The sequence below is a fragment of the Bacillus cereus group sp. MYBK139-1 genome (genome assembly GCF_051916915.1).
GTDB classification, from domain to species: Bacteria; Bacillota; Bacilli; order Bacillales; family Bacillaceae_G; genus Bacillus_A; species Bacillus_A pacificus.
This window is the reverse complement of the sequence record NZ_JBQAHO010000001.1, coordinates 412435-429556: the sequence shown is the minus strand read 5'-3', so window position 1 is coordinate 429556 and position 17122 is coordinate 412435. Positions and strand designations below refer to the sequence as shown.

Here is a 17122-nt window from a genome sequence, read left to right as displayed (position 1 = left end):
TCTCTCCTTAATGTAACTAAAGAATAATAAGATTAGCTATATTGCTTAAATTCCCTAACTCCTTCTGAGCATTACCAGGCAATAGCGAATCCAAAGCGAATGCATATAAATATTTTGTTTTATCTTTCAAACTATGAAAGTTGTTAATTTCAACATCATATTGTTTAAAGATCCTGCGTAAGACAAATTCAAAGTCAGCTCTTTCTGAAATTGCAATAACAACTGGCAATGGCCCCTGCAGTTCTAAGCTAAATCCGTCAATTTCAACATGTTTGACTTCGATCAATCCACCACCGACTGAAATACCCATCGTTCTAATACTTCGACTGTCATCCTCTACATATACATCTGCCGTATTTGGATGACCGGCAGGACTATCACCTGATTTTTCAATAAAAGTAATGTCAATCCCTTTAGATTCTGCTATTTTAATAGCATCTGGCACTTTGCTGTCGTCGGCAGCAAAGCCTAATATACCAGCAATTATTGCAAAATCAGTTCCGTGACCTTTATGGGTTTCAGCAAATGATTCATAATACGTTACCACAACTTTTTTTGGAAGACCTTGAAATAATTTATTAGCAACTGTTCCAATAGACAAAGCACCTGCAGTATGTGAACTTGAAGGACCTATCATTATGGGCCCAATCACATCAAAACAACTTTTGTATTTAACAACCTTTTTTTCTTTAATAGATGCTACATTTATGTTCATATAAGCACCCCCATGGTTTATTATTTTTAATTGCTGTTGAATCTAAGTTATTAGCATAATCAATTCAAAATAAGACCCTTTTTGATAGCGCTTTCTTTCTTGAGTTGAATAAACTTTCCTTTTGTTCCACAACCCTCCATATAGTAATCATATCAGTATGTAAAATTTTAGAAACTTACTGGCAAGTTCTTTAGAATTTTCGAACCAAAACGAGGTTTGATATTTTCGCTAAAGGTCATATATTATCTCTCGACGCCCTCATTATAACTTGTATATTTATGAGTTCAATCTTTTTTTATTTTTAGAAAGATTGAATAGGCAGAATTTTGAATGGGTAATAAATTTCACTTAGTATGTAGCAATTATGTTCTTTGTTTGAAGCTGTATTAGTTAATAGCAAAGTAAAAATAACACAGAATTACTTTCATTAACACATTGATTATATTGAAAAATCATTATAAAGATACTTATATTGTCCTATGTTGGAACATCTTATTTTGGACGTTAAAGCTGTTGTAATAAATGATTATTGAAGATGGAAAGTAATAAGTTAATAAAATATAAAACCATTTTGTTTAATAATAAAATATCACGAATTTATATGCATTATTCAGAAAAAAAGAACTTTTCTTGATGAATCCTAAAGTACTAATTTATAACTATCCACTACTATAAAATAGGATGTTAACTCTTCTATATAGGTTATATATTATTTATCCCAAACCCCTAATGAAATTGGATATTTAGAAGTGTTATCTTCATAAATAGAAATTTCACTTGCTGTTTTAATAGTTGAATAGATCATTACAATTCAACTACCTTATATATTATTCCCTCATTTATTAATTCTCTCCCCACCTATCGATTTGAGGTAAAATAAGGGGATTATATATAAATAATATCATCATCAACGTGCAATTTATAAAAGCAATAAAAAAAAACAAATTCAAAACACCTTTCTTTAATGGTGAATGAAAGGTGTTTTGAATTTTAAAATATCATATATTATTTAGAATGATATACTAGCGAAAGAGATGCACTTACTTCTTCTGTGCCGGCAGATATCTCTTCTGTTAATGCAGAAACTTCTTGAATTTGACTTATTATTTTATCTAAATCTCTCATAATAGATGAGAATGTTAGATCCACTTTGTAGGCCGCTTCTTTTCCTTCTTCTACCGCAACTACTGCAAACGGTTCGCAAGGTTATTAAGTGCGAGTCGTTCAAACTTAGTGAGTTACCTCTTTTAAAATAGTAGAAATACTATCCTCTAACATTTCCAATCCTTTACTTAATCCTTCTAAGTCTATTGTTAAAGAAGGTAACAACTTAATAACTTCATCATTAGGTCCAGATGTTTCAATAATTAGACCATTTTCAAATGCAAATGAGCAAATCTTTTTAGCTATTCCAAAAGTATTACACGCTATGCCCTGCATAAAGCCTCTCCCTCGTACTTCTCCTTGAAGTTGGGGGTATTTCAAACAAATCTCATTAAGAAAGCTAGTGATTTTTTCACTTTTCCATTTTAAAGCATTAATAAACTCTATATCTTTCCAATAACTCAATGCTTCTGTAGCTGCTAAAAATGCTAGATTATTCCCTCGAAACGTTCCATTATGTTCTCCTGGTTCCCACTTATCATATTCCGGTTTAATTAGTGTAATAGCCATCGGAAGGCCAATGCCACTTATAGATTTTGACAAACAAATTATGTCTGGTTTAATGCTCGCAGGTTCAAAGCTAAAAAATGTCCCCGTACGTCCGCACCCTGCTTGAATATCATCGACAATCAATAATATATTATATTTTTTACACAGTCTGTCAATTCCCTTTAACCATTGGGAACTAGCCGTATTTAAACCACCCTCACCTTGAACTGTTTCTAGAATAATTGCAGCAGGTAAATCCACTCCACTTCCACTATCGCCTAATACTTTTTCTAAATAGGATAAAGAATTAAGGGAATCTAAATAATTTTCATACGGCATGATAATACTATTATTTAGTGGTACTCCAGCACCCCTTCTCTTAAAATGATTACTCGTTATCGAAAGTGATCCTAAACTCATTCCATGAAAAGCATTTGAAAAACTTATGATATTTGTTCGTCCAGTCACTTTTCGAGCAATTTTCAGTGCACTTTCAACAGAATTTGTACCTGTTGGACCAGGAAACATAATTTTATAGTTTAAATCACGTGGTTCCAAAATAATTTTGTTAAAGTGCTTTAAAAAATTCACTTTAGCACTTGTTCCCATATCAAGACTATGAATAATACCATCTTCTAAAAGATAATCTATTAATACCTGTTTCATTTTATCATCATTATGTCCATAATTAAGAGCACCAGCACCTGAGAAAAAGTCAATATACTCTTTTCCATCTACATCCCATAATTTATATCCTTTAGACTTAGTGAAGATCGTTGGAAAGCTTCTGCTATAACTTCGAACTTGGGATTCTAGTTCATTAAATATATCCATTTTTGAACTAACTACCATAAAAGAGCACCTCCTAATTTTTCGTTTTTACTATACTCACAAAGAATAATGAAAAGTTATATAATTGCTATTGTAAATTTATACCGAATGCATATCTTTATAGCGATGAGCTGCTATTGCTGCTTGACCAAGAGAGATTCCCCCATCATTGGTAGGTACTTGTTTGTGCATGTAAACCTCGAATTTACAAGCCTTAAGTGACTTATAGGTTTCTACAAGTAAAAACTTATTTAAAAATACTCCCCCACTAAGAACTAGTTTATTAATCCCTGTTTCTTGACGAATTTGTTTACAGGTTTCTGTAATCATTTGAACCATTGTATAATGAAAACGATAGCTCAATTCACCCTTGGTATACTTATCTTTAAGTATCAAAGATACCAACTCTTTAAACATAGGTTTTATATCGATTTTTCTAATTCCATTCGAAGCAACTATTTCATATGATAATAAAGGATTGGAAGAATTATTGATATCAATCGCTTGCTCCAACTCAATAGCAGCCTGTCCTTCATATTGGACTGTTTCACGGACACCCAATAGTGCTGAAACAGCATCGAAAAGCCTTCCCATACTTGAAGTAAGAGGAGAATTAATTCCTTTTTGAATCATTTTTATAAGTACATCTAGTTCAAAACTATTTCGCTCTGAAATTATCTTTATTGGTAATTCTTTGACTTGTTCACCATATATTTGCGTCAATATTCCTAAAGCAATTCTATACGGTTCTTTAACAGCTTTATCACCGCCTGGCAGCTGAAAGTAATCGATATATGCCGCTCTTTGATAATTAAGAAAATCACCGATTAAAAACTCTCCACCCCAAATATTCCCATCATCACCATAACCCGTACCATCTAAAATAACTCCTAAAACAGGACCATCTAATTGATTATCAACCATACAAGAAGCCATGTGGGCATGATGATGCTGAACCTGTACAACTGGTAAAACTTTTTGATCAAATGCATATTTTGTACTATAAAAATCAGGATGAAGATCACTTGCAATTACAGAAGGACTAATTTCAAAGATTTTTTGTAAGTGAGCTATAGTATTTTTAAACGATTCATAAATTTTATAGTTTTTTAAATCACCAATATGATGACTAATAAAAGCTTTTTCGTCTTTAGTTAGGCAAATCGTATTCTTTAATTCTGCTCCTAAAGCAAGTACATTAGTTGATCCTTCTTTAAAATCAATTGGGTTTGGTACATAACCTCTAGCGCGACGAATTATTTGTAGTTTTATTACTTCATCATCTAAATCAATCCCCCTAACAATAGAGTCATCTACTCTAGTGAATATCTCCCTATTGTGTACTAAATAATAATCTGCAATTCCCTTTAGCTGCTCAATTGCATCTCCATCTTTATATACAATAGGTTCATCAGAAACATTGGCGCTCGTAGCTATTAATGCAATAAAATTCCCTCTTAATATAAGATGATGAAGTGGTGTATAGGCTAACATTACCCCATAATTATTATTATTTGGTGCAACATCTAAAGAAATAAACTCATTATCCTTTTTGTTCAATAACACAATTGGTCGTTCTTTAGAAACTAATAAAGTTTCTTCATTTTTTGTTATTTCAGCAAAATTTTTCACATCATCTAATTGAGATGACATTAAAGCAAAAGGTTTTTCATCCCGTTTTTTTCTTTTTCTTAATTCTTTTACAGCTTCATGATTCATTGGATCTACAACTAAGTGGTATCCACCTAACCCTTTAATAGCTAGGATTTTCCCCTTTTTCAACAAATCAATTGTTTTTTCTATTGGATTATCAGTGGAGACATTTGTACCATCTGTTGTTTTCAATTGAACTTGTGGTCCACATTTCCAGCAAGCATTTGGTTGGGCATGGAATCTCCGATCCAATATGTCTTTGTATTCTTTATCACACTCTTTGCACATAGGAAATTTGGCCATTGTAGTATATGGTCTATCATAAGGAATATCTTTTATTATTGAATATCTAGGTCCACAATTTGTACAATTAATAAATGGATAACGAAACCTTCTATTCGTTGGATCAAATAATTCGTCTAAACATTCATTACATACATAAGTATCAGGAGATATTAAAGTTTGCCTACTACTATGTTTTTGGCTACTCAAAATATCAAAAGAGCTATAACGATTGTTGGATTCTTGTTCCTCTATTAATTTAACCTCTTGCACATAAGCCAATTCTGGGGAATTAAATTCAATATCATGAATAAAATGCGTAATATTATTTTGTTCCCCTTCTACTTCTATAAGCACTCCATTTGAATCATTTAACACCCATCCGTTTAGATGATACTTTTTTGCTATCCTATATACGAAAGGTCTAAAACCAACACCTTGCACAATGCCTTTAACTTGATACTTTTTTATAAACATATTTATTACTTTTTTCATAAATTGTCTCCTAACATAATCGAGGTAATTCTGCCCCATATAATAACTCAATGAGTTTCAATTCACCTGATTTTGCTTCCATGAGCACTTGTCTTTCTTTTGTTTGATTAACTTTACCAATTACCGCAGCTTCTTTACCATATTTAGTATTTTTTAATACCCTCACGACTTCCTCACTTACCTCTGGAGACACAAACATACAAACATTGCCCTCATTAGCTAGATACATTGGATTAACACCTAACATGTCGGCAGCCATAATAGTTTCTGCTAACATAGGAATATCTCTTTCTTGTATTTTTATTCCAGTATTAATTGTTTCTGAGACTTCATTTAAAACTGTACCTAGCCCGCCTCTTGTAATATCTCGCATACAATGTATAGAATCACCAAAAAGATTTTTCAACTCTGATATCATATGATTTAATGGTGCACAATCACTATTTATTCTCTGTTCAAACCCTAATCCTTCTCTGATAGAAAGGATATGTATACTATGGTTTCCTAGTTGTCCTGTTATAATGATATCGTCACCTTCTTGAATAGAGTTTACCGAAAACGGTGATACATCTCCTTCAAAAACTCCTATTCCAGTTGTATTAATAAAGATTTTGTCTACTTCACCTTTTTTAACAACTTTTGTATCACCAGCAACAATATACACTCCAGCTTCTTTCGCGGTCTCTCTTATAGAATCTAATATTTCTTCCAAATCTTTAATTGGAAAACCCTCTTCTAGTACTAATGCCAATGATAGATAAAGTGGTTTTGCACCACTAACCGCTAAATCATTAACCGTTCCACAAACTGCTACTTTACCTATATTCCCTTCACCAAAAAAGATAGGATCAATAACAAAAGAGTCTGTTGTCATCGCCAATCTTCTACTACTTACCTCAAGAATGGCACTATCCTCCATTTTTCCAAGGTGAACATCTTCTAGTTTTGCAGTAATAATTGAACTAATTAAATCCTGACTCAATAGTCCTCCTGTTCCATGGTCTAAAATTATATTTTCTAAATCTTTAGTTAATTTCATTTATTAAAACTCCTTTTCATTTTTATTTTTATTTTTGAAAAATAATATCACTTGCTACATAGAACAAGTGATATTACAACGTATTTACTTACGGAATTGCAACTCCATCAAAAGAAATATCTTCATTTTTAGAAATTGAATTGCAGATTTCCTCGATACTCATAATCTTTGCACAATATGAACCTAACCATTTTAAAGCTCGTTCCTTATCTTCAGCCTTTGCTGAAACAACTGCATCTTCTGGTACGATTACATTATAACCACGGAAAAATCCATCCGCTGCAGTTGTTTGGACACAAATTTGAGTTTGCATACCCGTAATAATAATTGTATCTACTCCTAATTTTTTTAAGGTTTCATCAAGATTTGTCTCAAAAAAGCCACTATCCTTATTTTTCTCCATAATAATATCTTTTTCATGAAGAAACTCAGGTAAGATTTCTGCACCTTTAGATCCCTTTGTGACTGGTAAAAAATCACCATATCGTTCAGCTTTCGGATCATCTTCTAAGTTAATTAACTGCAGGTGAATAATAGAAACATCATTTTCTCTCATAGTATCTAAGAAAGACACCATTTTAGGCGTAAACGCCTCCACAGCTGCAATTCTATCCTCATTTTTATTAACCAAATCGTACTGTAAATCATTTGTGAGCACTGCATATTTCATAATAATCCTACCTCCAATTAACTAAGAATTTAATTTTTCTAAAATACAATGTTCATTATTCCACCAGTAGTAAGAATATGTCAAATATTATTTTTTATCTAAATTTTCTAAATAATTTTCTGAAAATTAATACCTAATAGGACTCTATTTCCTATTAGGTATTAATTTAACGCTTTTTATTTTGAATAATCACTCATATGTAATTAAAGTTTTTCACTCTCTGTAAAAAATGATTTATGTTCTACTGGAGAAGAAAGCACTATTAAGGTTGTAGGCTTTCCATACTCTAAGCACAAATTAATATAGTCTTCGAGTGTATGTACAGATTCCGTGACTACCTTTGTTAGATAACTATACATACCGGCAATCCGGTGACATTCAACCACATCTGAATGTTCCATTGCAAACTTTTTATATTTATTGCAATCCCTTGGTTCCATCAAAACAAACGCAGTAATATGTTTTTTTAATTCTTTCGGATTAACAATCGTGCGATAACTTATAATTACCTCTTGTTCTTCTAGTCTTCTAACTCGCTCTGTAACAGAAGGAGAACTCAAACCTACCAGTTTTCCTATTTCAACCATACTTAAACGTGCATTTTCCTGAAGATGAGAAAGAATCTTTAAATCTGTATCATCCATTGCTTGGCCTCCCCTTGATTAATTAAGAAAACATTTAATAATTCTTAAATTCTTTAAGAAAATTATAATTAATACATAAATTATAGCATGTTATCTTTTTTTTAAACTTTATATAATTAATATCAATTAACGAAAGAGAGGCTGAGAATCTTGACACAACAATCATTGAAACGTTCAATTACTTGGGTACAGGGGACCGCATTAACCATCGGAGCTGTGTTAGGTTGTGGAATCCTTATTTTACCTTCAATTACTGCAAATAGCGCTGGACCAGCTTCAATTTTATCTTGGGTTATCATGTCTATATTAGCTTTTCCTATTGTAGCGACTCTAGCGCGTCTTGCTAAAATGATTCCCAGTGCTGGAGGAATTACAGCTTATGTTCAAATGGCATTTAATGCAAATACAAGTGCCATCCTAGGCTGGATTATGTTAGGTTCTATTCCTATTGGAGTACCTATTATTGCTTTAACAGGTGCCCATTATATTGGATATGTTTTTCCAATAAGCAATCTTAGTGTTATAGGAATTGCAGCATTAATTTTAATTACCTCTTTACTCTTACATATAAAAGGGATCGAGCTATCATCAAAAGTTAGTGTGTTTGTAATTTGTATTATTTCACTTTTAATAGTTGTCGCTGTTATCGTTTCTATACCATATGTAAAATTAAGTTCTTTTACACCATTTGTACCAAACGGGTGGTCTTCTGTTGGCGCTTCTTCTGTAATTATCTTTTTCTCATTTGTAGGGTGGGAAATGATAACCCCATTAGCTGAAGAATTTAAAAGGCCCGCTAAGGATATTTCGATTAGTTTATTTTTAGGAGCAATTTGTATCTCCATTATGTACATTGCAATATCTTTTGTAACAATAGGGACCCACTCATATGGTGATAAGGATCAGATAGCTTCCCTTAGTATTCTAATATCAAAAGGATTAGGACCGATAGGTACATATATAACAACTATTTTAGCAATTTTCATTTCGTTTAGTGCTGTACATGCTAACATTGCAGGTTTTTCAAGAATGATTTACGCTCAAGCTAGAGAAGGACATTTCCCTTCCTTCTTTGCTAAGTTACACTCTCAATTTCAAACTCCAACTAGGGTATTACTAGTTCTAGGAGGCATTTTTAGTTGTATTTTAATTTTTTATGGTATGGCACGACCAAATTTAGAAATGCTTCTTAAAGGTCCTAGTGTAATATTTATTACTTCATATATTTTTACAATGCTAGCTGCTCTTAAATTATTAAAAGTGCGTGATATAGGTTGGTGGATGGCCTTCCTATCTCTAATTATATGTATTATTGTATACTCATTTAGTGGTTGGGCTATTTTCTATCCAGTTATCTTATCAGTTATTGGTTGGATTTATATAGTTATGAATAAGAAGTATAGTACTATAACCAATCATTCAATAAATACATCAAATGAAAATTAGGTTCTACTCCTATAAACTAATACCACAACTTATATACTGTTATTAACACTATCCAAGTTGGAAGAAGTACAGTTTCAGCTGACTTATAACTAGGTCAAAGTAATTTAATAAAATATGAATGATTAATAGAATTTATTTTTCAACTTTCAAATAACAACCCTTTTTTATAACGTATCTCTGCAAAGAAATGTTATAAAAAAGGGTGATTGATTATGTGCAGACCCTCTTTCACCTTACTTCACATATACATAAGCTTCATTTGCAATTACAAAGTAGGTTTTATCCTTATTGTTGTGTATTTTAACAGTATAAATATAGGTTCTCGTGCAGCTTTTTTAAACTATAATAAACTCCGAAAAACCAACTAAGGAGCATAATAGATAAGATATGTTAAAGAAAAGTAGTTTGAAAAAGATAATATGTCTGAAATTCTAAAGGAACGTGGTATTCCAATTTATCCAACAATCATTATGCACTAAGTTCGTAAATATGAAAATTTTATCCGTTATTTTTGAAAAACAACAAAGCAAAAATACCTTTTTATCTTTATACTCAACATATTCTTTCCCCTCCACTACCGCTACCACTGCAAATTCATCATTTAAAACCAATGAACCCACATGTTTGCATTAACCACTCCACCTATAGTGATATATTTTATGCTACCTAGCCTTATCTCCCCTTCATAACTTCTTTTTCAAGTTGATTCCTACATGTAAACATCGCAATAATCTTTGTGCGATTTTTTTCATCAGGCTCAAATTGTTCGATGGTCACGTCACAACGAATGGTTACTATTAATTGGTGACTTTCTATTAAATGAAAATCGCCTCTTATAGAGCGCAGTTTTACTTATATTCATTCTTATGCAAATTCTGAAGCATATTCTTCGTATGTCTTTAATGTATTAAGCAATCGAGCTGATTCAATCATGATTTCGTTCGATGAATCAGTTACACAAATGACAATAAATCGATTATCATTTCTGTCTCCAAACAATCCTTCTAATTCAAGTTCCATTAACACATTTAACGTTTCTTTCAACAGTGTATGTACTCGTATGTTAAAGTCATCTTCGACGATATTATGATATTTCTTAATAATTTTGTTCACTTCATCAAACATTCCAAAATCGTCCCATTCGCTCCACTCAATAGCTCCGTATCTATAATAATTGTATAAAGGGTCCGATTTATTAACTTTGATTAGTCTTTCTTCATTAGCCACTGGTCCAATGCTATTGACACAATCGTTTGTTAATATGGAGTACCCATATATTGTGTCAACACCGCATCTTGTTAAAAGTTCGTTATAATGACAACGAATTGCATTTTTCAATTCAACATAAAAACTTTTTTGCAGCTGTATTTTCATCGTATTTGCTCCGTTTTTTTGTAGCGACCTGTTGTTACATATTTCAATCTTAACATTAAAATCAACATTAAACGTTTACTGAGCCAAAATAAGAAAAACCGAAACTAAAAATCATTTCGGTTTTCCAAACTAAAGAAGTCTATTTACTTTAACGAATGTACAAACAACCCACTGCGTAGCTTCGGTTCAAACCACGTTGATTTTGGCGGCATAACTTCTCCGGCGTCTGCGATTGCTAATAAAGATTCCATTGATGTCGGATATAGTGAGAACGCCGCTTTATACTCGCCGTTATTTACAAGACGTTCTAGTTCTTCTAATCCGCGGATTCCTCCGACAAAATCAATGCGTGAATCAGATCGCGGATCATGTATTTCAAGTACTTGGCTTAATAAATGATCTTGCAGAATAGATACATCTAAACCTTTCACAAGATCATTCGCATCAAACGTTTCCTCTTTCACTGTGAGCTTATACCACTTCTCGTTTACATACATGCCAAATGTTTTTGGTTCATTTGGTTTATACGGAGAAATAGATGCTTCTTCTACATAGAAGTATTGCTTGATTTGCTTTAAAAGCTGTTCTTCTGATAAACCATTTAAGTCTTTCACAACTCGGTTATAATCCCAAATAGATAATTCATCATGAGGGAATAAAACTGATAGGAAGAAATTAAACTCTTCTTCTCCTGTATAATTCGGATATTGTTCTCTTCGCATGAGCCCTACTTTTGCGGCTGACGCGGAGCGGTGGTGTCCGTCTGCAATGTACAAGTTAGGGATATCTTCAAATAAGTTTACTAAACTTGTAATTACTTCTTCATCAGCTATTTTCCAAGCAACATGCCTAACGCCGTCTTCTGCTGTAAATATATAGATTGGTGCATGTTCTTCTTTCCAGCTTGCGATGAAACGTTTCACTTCTTCTTTTGTACGATACGTTAAAAAGATAGGACCTGTATTTGCGTCACACACATCTACGTGACGAATACGATCTAGTTCTTTTTCATGACGCGTTCTTTCATGTTTTTTAATTGTATCATCTTCATACTCATCAATAGACGTACAAACGACAAGGCCTGACTGCGTTCTTCCTTGCATCGTCAGTTCATAAATGTATAGTGCTGGCTCTTCGTCTTGTATGAACACTTCTTCTCGTATAAAACGATTTAAATTTTCACCCGCTTTTTCATATACGCGATCATCGTACGGTGAAAGCGCTGGGTCTAAATCAATTTCTGCTTTATCAACGTGTAAGAAAGAAAATGGATTTCCTTTTACAACTTCTCTTGCCTCTTCACTATTTAAAACATCATACGGTAAAGCCGCAACTTGTGCTGCTTTTTCTTCTACTGGACGAATGGCCCGAAACGGTCGGATTTTTGCCAATTCCCTCTCTCCTTTACACAATCATTCGAACGGCTACAACACCTGTAATTTTGCTTATATTTTCCACAATGTTCTCTTTTATTATATCATCAATTCCGTTATCAATATCAATCATTGTGTACGCCCAAGAATGTTTACTACGATTAATCATATCGGCAATATTAATATGATGTTCTGCTAAACATCCTGTAATTTGTCCTACCATGTTCGGAACGTTTTGATGCATGATTGTAATACGTTTCTTTCCGATATACGGCAATTCTACGTTTGGATAGTTGACTGAATTACGAATATTTCCTGTCTCTAAATATTCACGTAATTGACGCGCTGCCATGATCGCACAATTTTCTTCTGATTCAGATGTAGATGCACCAAGGTGTGGCGTCGCAGTTACATTTTTCATCTTTATTACATTTTCATTCGGAAAGTCCGTTACGTAATGTGCAATAACATCTTCTTCTAACGCTTTTTGAAGAACCTTTTCATCTACAAGTTCTCCTCTAGAAAAATTGAATAAACGCATTCCTTTTTTCATTTTCTCTATAGCGTGTTCACCAATAATCCCCTTCGTTTGATTCGTAAGAGGAATATGAAGGGTAATATAATCACACGTTGCAAAAATTTCATCTAAACTAAATGCTCTTTGCACATGTGTAGAAAGGCGCCATGCTGTTTCAACTGAAATGTAAGGATCGTATCCGACAACATCCATCCCTAAAGCTAACGCATCGTTCGCAACTAAAGCACCGATTGCGCCAAGGCCGATAACCCCTAGACGTTTCCCTGCAATTTCAGATCCAACAAATTGTTTCTTTCCAGATTCAACAAGCTGCGGTACTTCTTCCCCTTCTAAATTTTTCGTCCAGCTTACTCCGTTAATAATGTTACGTGAAGACATAATAAGACTTGCGATAATGAGTTCCTTTACTGCATTAGCATTCGCTCCTGGTGTATTAAATACTACAATCCCTTTTTCTGTACATCGCTCGACAGGAATATTATTTACACCTGCACCAGCTCTTGCAATTGCCTTTAAGTCTTTTGAAAAATCTTCTTGATGTAAAGAATAACTGCGAAGTAAAATGCCGTCTGGGTGGTCCATTCTCTCCCCTACTTCATAGCGCTCTCCGCTAAGCACTTGCAAACCTTTTTCTGCAATTTGATTTAACGTTTGAACACGAAACATATCCCCATCTCCCTATCTATTCTCAAGCTCAAATTCCTTCATATAATTTACTAATTGCTGTACGCCTTCTGCTGGCATCGCATTATAAATACTAGCGCGCATACCACCGACTGATCGATGCCCTTTTAGCGTAACAAGGCCGCGCTCTTTCGCTTTTTGTAAAAACTCATTGTTCAGCTCTTCTGACGGCGTTGTAAACGGAATGTTCATAAGTGATCGATACGTAGGATCAACTGGTGAAGTAAACAATTTTGATTCATCTAAGAAATTATAAAGAAGTGAAGATTTCATTTTATTTTGTTCTTCAATCGCAGATACCCCGCCTTGCTCTTTCAGCCACTCTAGTACAAGTTTCGTTACGTAAATACTAAAGGACGGCGGTGTATTATATAAGGAGTTATTTTTACTGTAAGTTTCATAGTTTAACATCGTAGGACAAGAGCAATCTGCTCCCCCAATTAAATCTCTTTTTATAATTGCAATCGTTAAGCCTGCTGGCCCTAAATTCTTTTGCGCTCCCGCATATATAAGACCAAACTTCGAAACATCATATCGTTCTGATAAAATATTTGAGGACATATCCGCAACGAGCGGTACTTTATCTACATGTGGAATGTCCACATACTTCGTTCCCTCAATTGTATTGTTCGTTGTAATATGTACATAATCTAGTTTTTCATCGCCTAGTAAACCATCCAGTTTAGGAATTGTAGTAAACTTCTCATTTTCAGAAGAAGCAATCACTTGCACTTCTCCTACTTTTTCAGCTTCTTGCATCGCCTTTTTAGACCATGAGCCAGTCAATATATATCCTGCTTTTTTATACGTATTCATTACATTCAACGGTATCATAGAAAATTGTAATGACGCACCGCCTTGTAAAAACAATACTTCATACTCATCAGGAATGTTCATTAATTCACGAAGCAAGCTACTCGCTTCCTCTATAATACTTTGAAAATAAGAAGATCGATGACTCATTTCCATAATAGACATGCCTGTCCCGTTATAATTTACAAGCTCCTTTTGCACTTTCTCTAAAACTGGCAAAGGGAGTATAGATGGTCCTGCTGAAAAATTATACACTCTTTCCATCACCCAGATGACCTCCCTATTTCTCATTTTGATATTTTTTAAACTTTCTGAATTATAACCTACAATACAAGACACGGTCAATTTCTTTTCTAGTATTACGGCGCAAGAAGCAATGGAATCGCTTGCAAGTACCAATATATTTTTTATAAAGTGAACAAAAAACACAACAACATTCAAAACGTATACTGCTCTCCTTTCAAATTTGATAAGTTCTTCTCTTATTTATTTTACTTTTTACACATAAAAAAGAGCGAATCTACATTCGCTCTTTCCCACATATTTACGGTCCAAAGCTTATCATCCAACCTAACATATATCCAAATACAGTAAAAAGTAGCATAAAAACAAATAAACTACATGCCCACAATGCATATTTTCGACTTTTTCTTTTTGTGATCATGCCTACGACTGAACATAACAATCCAACTCCAACTATTTCCCGAAAACCTTCGCCTATAAATGTTTCTTGACTAAGCAATGTAATGTTCAAATACAATAACGCTAGAAAGGCAATCATTAATGAAATAGTCCCCATCCATGTTTCCTGTTTATAACTATGATTCTTTCTTTTTTTTAAGAATGCCAATTCCATAATCTCGCTTCACCTACTTTCAAGTTTCTAACTTTTTCATGACTCATCAATTTTTCAACTTCACCTTTAGGGCCAGTTACAACTGCCCCGTATATTTTTATCCCATTTTTTTCAAGAAAAGAAATACGCTTTGACAACTCTAATGTTTTCGCTCTAGATAGCTTCACCGCTAAATTTTCATGCTTCTGTAATGACTTTAGCACACCAATAAATTGTTCCTCATGAGGTGAATCACTTACAAAAGGACCACCTATACTTGAAATCATATCTGCTGGAAAACCAATCGGAGCAACATACATACCCTCATCATTCTTTTGCTTCTCCTCTAATCCTGTATTAACGGCATACCAGACGATATCAATAGTAGGAAACATATTCGTTACCTCTTGTACACTTAATAATTCTCTAAAAGATACAAATGCTTCTACAACAGATTCTTGCGGAAGACCTTTTAATACCTGCGCTTCATCGCTACTATTATAAGACGTATTATAATTATTAGGATGAGACAACACCTCATTATCTATATATGGGACTTCTGGAATTTTTTCATCTGTTGTATATTCGCGGCTTACTTTCGCCACTTTACTTAATAAATAATATGTTTTCTCTTCGCCTATTCGAATATCTTTCTTTCCTACCCTTTTATACAAATCAAAATTCAATTGTAAACTAAGCGGTAACAATGTTTGCTCCATGTCTCTTTCTTTCATAAATACATTTGGTTCCGTTACACTTATCGTTTGTTGTACTACATTCCGCATCTCCATTGCGTTTGTAGGTGCAAATACATAGTATAAGAGCGTAGATATATATATAATAGGTTGAATCAGTAATAAAAAAGTAAATACAATCAAAACGTTCGTAATACGCGCTCTTTTTTTTCCTATTTTCAACACTTGCTCCTGTTTTCCATCAGGAAGAGATGCAGGCCTTTGATGAAGAGCTTCTTGCAACAAGTCTTGATAATCTTCTTGTTCAGAATGAGGTTTATCATTTGTCATTTTGACTCTTTTCCTCCTTTAACAATTGTTTTAATTTCTTTCTCCCGCGAAATATGTGACTTTTATACGTGTTTAACTTTAAATCTAATACAGAAGCACCCTCTTCGTACGTTAATTGATGTACATCACATAATAAAACAGCTTGTGCCTCTACCACAGGTAAAGTATGAATAATCTGAATTAATTTTCCATAACTATTTTTTGCGACTACATACTCTTCTGTAGATTCAACTGCTTGTATTGTCTCTAATTCCTCCGTTCCTACAAAAGACACTTTTCTCTCTTTCCTAACAAAATCAATAAACGTATGATACGCCACTTTAAAAAGCCATGATTTTACCTTTTGGTTTTCATAGTCTTCTAGATAAAGATACGCCCGATAAAAAGTCTCCTGCATCAAGTCCTCCGCTACATGATGGCTACGAGAAAGGGAAAATAAATACCTGTACACATCGTTTATATAAACCTTATATATTTCTTCAATTTCCATCCCCCTCCTCCTTTCATATATAACACGAATAAGCGCGTTAAAAAGTTGCATTATTTTTCCTTTTTATTTATAAAAAAGAAATAACATTTGAATAACTATTTACAATTATAAACAAAATACAAGATGTTATAACTATAAATTCCCAAAAAACTCCACATGTAGTATGTATGGAGATTATTTACAAATTGTAGGTAGGGAATATTTGATGCTTACTTTATAAACACACAAAAAAAGTGCTAAGTACATAATCGTACTTAACACTCTAGTAATAAAAGAATAATAGCTAATTGTTCGTAAAGAACCGATCAAAAATTTGATAAATAGCCGAAAGACCAATGAGCCAATAAATAGTGTCCACAAGCGCCGGCATAGAACCAAACCATTTCTCAACTACATTGTAATCTAACGCTACAAATAACCAATTCAAACCGCCAAGAATCACCAAAATTACTGTAAGGTAAGACAAAAATTTCATGATGATTGCCCCCTAGGTGATAAGATGGTGAAAGGCCTTTCACTAGAAATATATGTAGTGAACCTCAAAACTTGCCTATTTTATAAA

The 17122-nt window shown here is 33.4% G+C and carries 16 protein-coding genes and 1 pseudogene; 1 reads left to right on the top strand and 16 read right to left on the bottom strand.

All coding sequences use genetic code 11. The features are described 5' to 3' along the window. Positions 1 to 16 precede the first annotated feature (16 nt). From sdaAB to ACTFRS_RS02170, 7 genes are all read right to left on the bottom strand, one after another. A complete protein-coding gene (gene sdaAB, locus ACTFRS_RS02200) occupies positions 17 to 715 on the bottom strand; it encodes an L-serine ammonia-lyase, iron-sulfur-dependent subunit beta (protein ID WP_001024894.1) in 699 nt (232 codons plus the stop codon). Positions 716 to 1720: 1005 nt separating this feature from the next. Next, positions 1721 to 1864: a hypothetical protein gene (locus ACTFRS_RS02195; protein WP_000366276.1), complete on the bottom strand. Its 144-nt coding sequence runs from the start codon at positions 1862 to 1864 to the stop codon at positions 1721 to 1723. A gap of 81 nt (positions 1865 to 1945) precedes the next feature. Next, entirely contained in the window at positions 1946 to 3220 is a 1275-nt protein-coding gene (gene ectB, locus ACTFRS_RS02190) for a diaminobutyrate--2-oxoglutarate transaminase (RefSeq protein ID WP_048555388.1), read from the bottom strand. Positions 3221 to 3298: 78 nt separating this feature from the next. Then, on the bottom strand, positions 3299 to 5629 hold the full coding sequence (gene hypF / locus ACTFRS_RS02185; RefSeq protein ID WP_000755927.1) for a carbamoyltransferase HypF: 2331 nt from the start codon (positions 5627 to 5629) through the stop codon (positions 3299 to 3301). Between the two features lie 10 nt (positions 5630 to 5639). Then, on the bottom strand, positions 5640 to 6668 hold the full coding sequence (gene hypE, locus ACTFRS_RS02180) for a hydrogenase expression/formation protein HypE (RefSeq protein ID WP_000778913.1): 1029 nt from the start codon (positions 6666 to 6668) through the stop codon (positions 5640 to 5642). 88 nt (positions 6669 to 6756) lie between these two features. Continuing rightward, a complete protein-coding gene (locus ACTFRS_RS02175; protein ID WP_000872526.1) occupies positions 6757 to 7338 on the bottom strand; it encodes an isochorismatase family cysteine hydrolase in 582 nt (193 codons plus the stop codon). Between the two features lie 203 nt (positions 7339 to 7541). After that, positions 7542 to 7982, bottom strand: coding sequence for an Lrp/AsnC family transcriptional regulator (locus tag ACTFRS_RS02170; RefSeq protein ID WP_000342842.1), 441 nt, complete (start codon positions 7980 to 7982; stop codon positions 7542 to 7544). A 150-nt stretch (positions 7983 to 8132) separates the two neighbouring features. Here ACTFRS_RS02170 and ACTFRS_RS02165 point away from each other — a divergent pair, with 150 nt between their 5' ends. Further along, the gene (locus ACTFRS_RS02165; protein ID WP_000193978.1) at positions 8133 to 9428 is read left to right on the top strand and encodes an APC family permease; all 1296 of its coding nucleotides are present in this window, start codon (positions 8133 to 8135) and stop codon (positions 9426 to 9428) included. 672 nt (positions 9429 to 10100) lie between these two features. On the opposite strand, the pseudogene ACTFRS_RS02160 reads toward ACTFRS_RS02165, so the two are convergent. The 9 genes and pseudogenes from ACTFRS_RS02160 to ACTFRS_RS02120 form a co-directional block, all read right to left on the bottom strand. Further along, a pseudogene (locus ACTFRS_RS02160) lies at positions 10101 to 10220 on the bottom strand (enoyl-CoA hydratase); the annotation flags it as partial. A 72-nt stretch (positions 10221 to 10292) separates the two neighbouring features. Then, a complete protein-coding gene (locus tag ACTFRS_RS02155) occupies positions 10293 to 10802 on the bottom strand; it encodes a DUF4303 domain-containing protein (RefSeq protein ID WP_139866105.1) in 510 nt (169 codons plus the stop codon). Between the two features lie 143 nt (positions 10803 to 10945). Then, on the bottom strand, positions 10946 to 12193 hold the full coding sequence (locus ACTFRS_RS02150; protein WP_139866106.1) for a DUF1015 domain-containing protein: 1248 nt from the start codon (positions 12191 to 12193) through the stop codon (positions 10946 to 10948). Positions 12194 to 12206: 13 nt separating this feature from the next. Beyond that, positions 12207 to 13379 carry a 3-phosphoglycerate dehydrogenase family protein gene (locus tag ACTFRS_RS02145; protein WP_139866107.1) on the bottom strand — a complete coding sequence of 391 codons (1173 nt, stop codon included), beginning with the start codon at positions 13377 to 13379 and terminating at the stop codon, positions 12207 to 12209. 12 nt (positions 13380 to 13391) lie between these two features. Continuing rightward, on the bottom strand, positions 13392 to 14474 hold the full coding sequence (gene serC / locus ACTFRS_RS02140) for a 3-phosphoserine/phosphohydroxythreonine transaminase (protein WP_242293969.1): 1083 nt from the start codon (positions 14472 to 14474) through the stop codon (positions 13392 to 13394). A gap of 280 nt (positions 14475 to 14754) precedes the next feature. Next, positions 14755 to 15066 carry a hypothetical protein gene (locus tag ACTFRS_RS02135; RefSeq protein ID WP_139866109.1) on the bottom strand — a complete coding sequence of 104 codons (312 nt, stop codon included), beginning with the start codon at positions 15064 to 15066 and terminating at the stop codon, positions 14755 to 14757. Next, a complete protein-coding gene (locus tag ACTFRS_RS02130) occupies positions 15048 to 16070 on the bottom strand; it encodes an anti-sigma factor (RefSeq protein ID WP_139866110.1) in 1023 nt (340 codons plus the stop codon). The genes ACTFRS_RS02135 and ACTFRS_RS02130 overlap by 19 nt, the downstream gene beginning before the upstream one ends. Next, positions 16060 to 16560, bottom strand: coding sequence for a sigma-70 family RNA polymerase sigma factor (locus ACTFRS_RS02125; RefSeq protein ID WP_139866111.1), 501 nt, complete (start codon positions 16558 to 16560; stop codon positions 16060 to 16062). Before ACTFRS_RS02125 ends, ACTFRS_RS02130 begins: the two co-directional genes overlap by 11 nt. Positions 16561 to 16843: 283 nt before the next feature. Continuing rightward, complete coding sequence (locus ACTFRS_RS02120) at positions 16844 to 17035, bottom strand: DUF378 domain-containing protein (RefSeq protein ID WP_062822221.1); 192 nt, start codon at positions 17033 to 17035, stop codon at positions 16844 to 16846. Positions 17036 to 17122: the final 87 nt, after the last annotated feature.